General features: G+C 74.8%; 3 protein-coding genes and 2 pseudogenes. All 5 read right to left on the bottom strand.

The genetic code is table 11. The features are described 5' to 3' along the window. A pseudogene (locus tag ACFE67_RS14550) lies at positions 1-380 on the bottom strand (5-methyltetrahydropteroyltriglutamate--homocysteine S-methyltransferase); the annotation flags it as partial. Further along, positions 377-1,315 (bottom strand): methylenetetrahydrofolate reductase, encoded by a 939-nt coding sequence (locus tag ACFE67_RS14545; protein ID WP_375407590.1) that lies wholly within the window; start codon positions 1,313-1,315, stop codon positions 377-379. The gene ACFE67_RS14545 and the pseudogene ACFE67_RS14550, both read right to left, overlap by 4 nt. A gap of 131 nt (positions 1,316-1,446) precedes the next feature. Further along, positions 1,447-2,790, bottom strand: coding sequence for an FAD-binding oxidoreductase (locus ACFE67_RS14540; protein WP_375407589.1), 1,344 nt, complete (start codon positions 2,788-2,790; stop codon positions 1,447-1,449). Beyond that, positions 2,787-3,191 carry a rhodanese-like domain-containing protein gene (locus ACFE67_RS14535; protein ID WP_375407588.1) on the bottom strand — a complete coding sequence of 135 codons (405 nt, stop codon included), beginning with the start codon at positions 3,189-3,191 and terminating at the stop codon, positions 2,787-2,789. Before ACFE67_RS14535 ends, ACFE67_RS14540 begins: the two co-directional genes overlap by 4 nt. A gap of 103 nt (positions 3,192-3,294) precedes the next feature. Further along, positions 3,295-3,644, bottom strand: a pseudogene (locus tag ACFE67_RS14530) (hypothetical protein); the annotation flags it as partial.

The following is a 3,644-nucleotide window of genomic DNA, read 5'->3' as shown; positions in this document are numbered from 1 at the left end:
ACGAGGTAGTGGTAGTTCGAGTCGAACCACTTCGTCATCTCGAGCGGCGGCTGGTCGGCCGTGCCGCGGGCGAGGGTGAAGAGGGTGTCGACGGCGGCGGGGTCGAGGTCGCCGAACCGCTCGGGGACCGCGCCGACCGCGAGCGCGGTATCGAGCACGTGGTCGTAGAACGAGAACGTCTCGGGCACCGCGGACGCGGTCGCGTCGAGGCCGAGCTCGACGAGGCGGGTGCGGATGGCGCGGCGGGTGGCTGCGGCGCGGCGCTCGAGCTCGGCCGCATCGATGCGGCCCGCCCAGTACGCCTCCACGGCGTGCTTCAGCTCGCGGCGGCGCCCGATCCGCGGGTAGCCGAGGATCGTGGCGGTGGGGAAGTCGGTCATGTCGTCTCCTTGGTCGGGATGGCTGCCAGGCCGATGCGGTCGAGGACGGCGACGACCGCGTCGGCCCGGTTGAACGTGTAGAGGTGCAGGGCGGGCGCGCCGGCCTCGAGGAGCGCCTCCGCGAAGCGCGCCGCGTGATCGATGCCGATCTCGTAGCGTCCCTCCTCGGTCGGCTCGAGTTCGAGGGCGAGCGCGAGGTCGAACGGCTCGTCCTCGCCGGAGAGCTCGAGCATCCGCTTCAGGCGGGCGGGGCTCGTGACGGGCAGCACGCCGGGCACGATCGGGATCGTGATGCCCCAGCGCCGGGCGCGCTCGACGAACGCGGTGTAGTCCTCCGGGTGGAAGAACATCTGCGTGATCGCGAGGTCGGCGCCGGCGACCTGCTTCGCCAGCAGCGCGTCGAGATGGTCGGTGGGGGTCCGGGAGTCGGGGTGCCCGTTGACGAACGCCGCGACGGCGACCTGCGCCGTCCGGGCCTCCGCGCCGAGGGACCAGGCGCGCCGTTCCGCCTGCACGCGGCGGATCAGCTGCACGAGCTCGGCGGCGGACTTCAGCGCGCCGGGGTCGCCGTTCGCGACCGCGTCGCCGCGCACGGCGAGGAACCCGGTCGCGCCGATGTCGAGGAACCGCCGGACGAGCCCCGCCACCTCGGCTGGCGATGTGCCGGCGCAGGTGAGGTGCGCCATCACCTCCGCACCCGCGTCGGCGACCTGCTGCACGAGGTCGAAGGAGGCGTTCGTCGACGAGCCCGAGGCGCCGTAGGTGACGGCGAAGAACTCGGGCCCGGTCGCCGCCAGCGTCCGGATCACCTCCGGCAGCGCCGCGGCGGAGGCGGGCGTGCGCGGCGGGTACAGCTCGAACGAGTGCGTGGCCCGGGTGCCCTGCATCGCCTTCCGCCCCTCGTCGTGCACGGGTGACGGCCCGCGACAGGTCATGCCGTCAGCGAGAGCCGTCAGCGGGTGCCGGGCTCGGCGGTCGCTGCACCCCCGGTGATTCCGGGCGTCAACTCAAAGCCTAGAACGCGGCTGCTCCGAGGCCGTGCGTGTGACGGTCGATGACGCTCGCCTCAGAGGGCTCTGCCCGGGTTGAGGATGCCGCGCGGGTCCAGCAGCGCCTTGATGCCCTGCTGCAGCGCGAGCACCTCCGGGCCCACCTCCCGCGCCAGCCACTCCCGCTTGAGCGAGCCGACCCCGTGCTCGCCGGTGATCGTGCCGCCGAGGTCGAGCGCCAGCGCGAATATCCGTTCGGCGGCGCGTTCGGCGCGGATCCGGTCGAGGGCGAGCACGATCGGGTGCAGGTTGCCGTCGCCGGCGTGGGCGAAGACGAAGATCGGCACGCCGGTCTCCGCAGCGATGCGCTCGATGCCCCGGATCGCGTCGGCGAGGCGGGAGATCGGGACGACGACGTCTTCGATCAGCACCGGGCCGTGCTGCTCGACGGCGGGCAGCGCGCTGCGGCGCACCGCGATCAGGCGGTCCGCCTCGCCGGCATCGGCGGCGATCTCGATCCGCACCGCCGTCGTGCGGAGCGCCTCGATCACCGCCGCCAGCTCCGCCTCCGCGCCGTGGCCGTCGGTCTGCACGAGCAGCAGCGCACCGACGCCGTCGGCGAGCCGCGTGCCGTCGAGGGCGTCGATCGCGCCGAGCGTCGCCGCGTCGAGCAGCTCGAGCACCGCCGGACGCGCGCCGGTCGTCGCGATCCGCGCGACCGCCTCCGCCGCCGCGTCGGCCGAGGCGAACGCGGCCGTCGCGGTGGCGGTCGCCGCGGGAGCGGGCAGGAGGCGGAGGGTCGCACCGACGACGACGCCGAGCGTCCCCTCCGATCCGGTGAACAGCCCGACGAGGTCGTAGCCGGCGACGCCTTTCAGCGTGTCCCGCCCGACGTGGATCAGGCGGCCGTCCGCGAGCACGACGTCGAGGGCGAGCACCGCATCGCGGGTCACCCCGTACTTCGCGCCGTGCAGCCCGCCGGCGTTCGTGGCGATGCTGCCGCCGACGGTCGCGAGGCGCACGCTGCCGGGATCGGGCGCGTATCGGAGGCCGTGCAGCGCGGCGGCGGCGTCGAGATCCGCGAGCACGACGCCCGGCTCGACCCGCACGACCCCGTCGACGGGCCGGATCTCGAGGATCCGGTCGAGCCCCGACAGGTCGAGCACGACCGCGCCCCGCGCCGACGCGGAGGCTCCGGTCAGCGCGCTGCCGCCGCCCCTCGCGATCACGGGCGTGCCGGTGCGGTCGGCCCAGGCGAGCAGCGCCTGCACATCCCCCGTCGAGCGGGCGCGGACGACCGCGATCGCCTCGCCCGCGTGGGTGGAGGAGCGATCGGTGAGCACCGCGGCGAGCGCCGCCGCGTCCGTCCGGACGTCGAGATCCCGCAGCTCGGCGAAGGGGTCGGCGTCGACGAGCGTCACTCCCCCGCCCCTGCGGTGGCCGGCAGACCGGCGGCGGCCCACGCGGGGAAGCCGCCCGCGACATGCACGACGTTCGTGAAGCCGAGGGAGACCAGCTCCTCCGCGACCGGGCGCGACCCGTTCTCGGATCCGCACACGACGACGATCGGCCGGTCCAGCGAGTCGACGCCGTCGAACCGCTCCGCGGAGTCGAGCCCGAACTGCTCGGCGACCCTCGTGCGATCGGCGAGCCGCGCCTGGGGCAGGCCGCCCTGCCGCTCCCGGGTCGGGGCGCTGCGCACGTCGAACAGCAGCGCGCCGCCCGCGACGGCGGCGCCCGCGAGCGAGGCGGGCACGAGGGCCGGCTCGGCGAGGGCGATCGGGGTCGAGGTCGCGCAGGACTCGGTGGTGGTGGTGGTCATGAGGTGCTCCTTCAGTAGTGGGGTTGGAGAGGTCGTGTTCACGGATCAGGGGATCCGGCGTCGCGGAGCGCCCGGATCCCCTGATCCGTGAACACGGTGTGGGTCAGTGGGTGCGGAGGAGGCCGGCCGGCTCCTGCCACGGGGTGTCGGGGAGGACCTCGGGCACGGGCGACAGGGCCGTGACCGCGGTCCACGGGCGGCTCGGCAGCTCGCGGCGCAGCACGGGGGCCACGTCGGAGGCGAACAGCTCGAGGCTCGCGGCTGCCGCGCGCCGCGGCACGCGGGACACATCGCCGAACGCCTGCACCTCGTGGCCGAGGGCCTCGTGGATGCGGCCGATCTTGTCCGCGACCTCCTGCGGGCTGCCGACCGCGAGCGAGCCACGGTCGAGCGCGTCATCGAGCGTCGGGAACACCGGATCGCCGCCGGCCCAGCGGATCCGCGACGACGCCT

Origin of the sequence: uncultured Amnibacterium sp. (assembly GCF_964244015.1) — a bacterium.
Taxonomy (GTDB): Bacteria; Actinomycetota; Actinomycetes; order Actinomycetales; family Microbacteriaceae; genus Amnibacterium.
This window is presented reverse-complemented; position numbering and strand designations above follow the sequence as displayed.

What these genes read in the sequence shown, in the direction of transcription:
- ACFE67_RS14545 (WP_375407590.1), bottom strand. Translation starts at nt 1,315, where the DNA reads ATGACCTGTCGCGGGCCGTCACCCGTGCACGACGAGGGGCGGAAGGCG.
- ACFE67_RS14535 (WP_375407588.1), bottom strand. Translation starts at nt 3,191, where the DNA reads ATGACCACCACCACCACCGAGTCCTGCGCGACCTCGACCCCGATCGCC.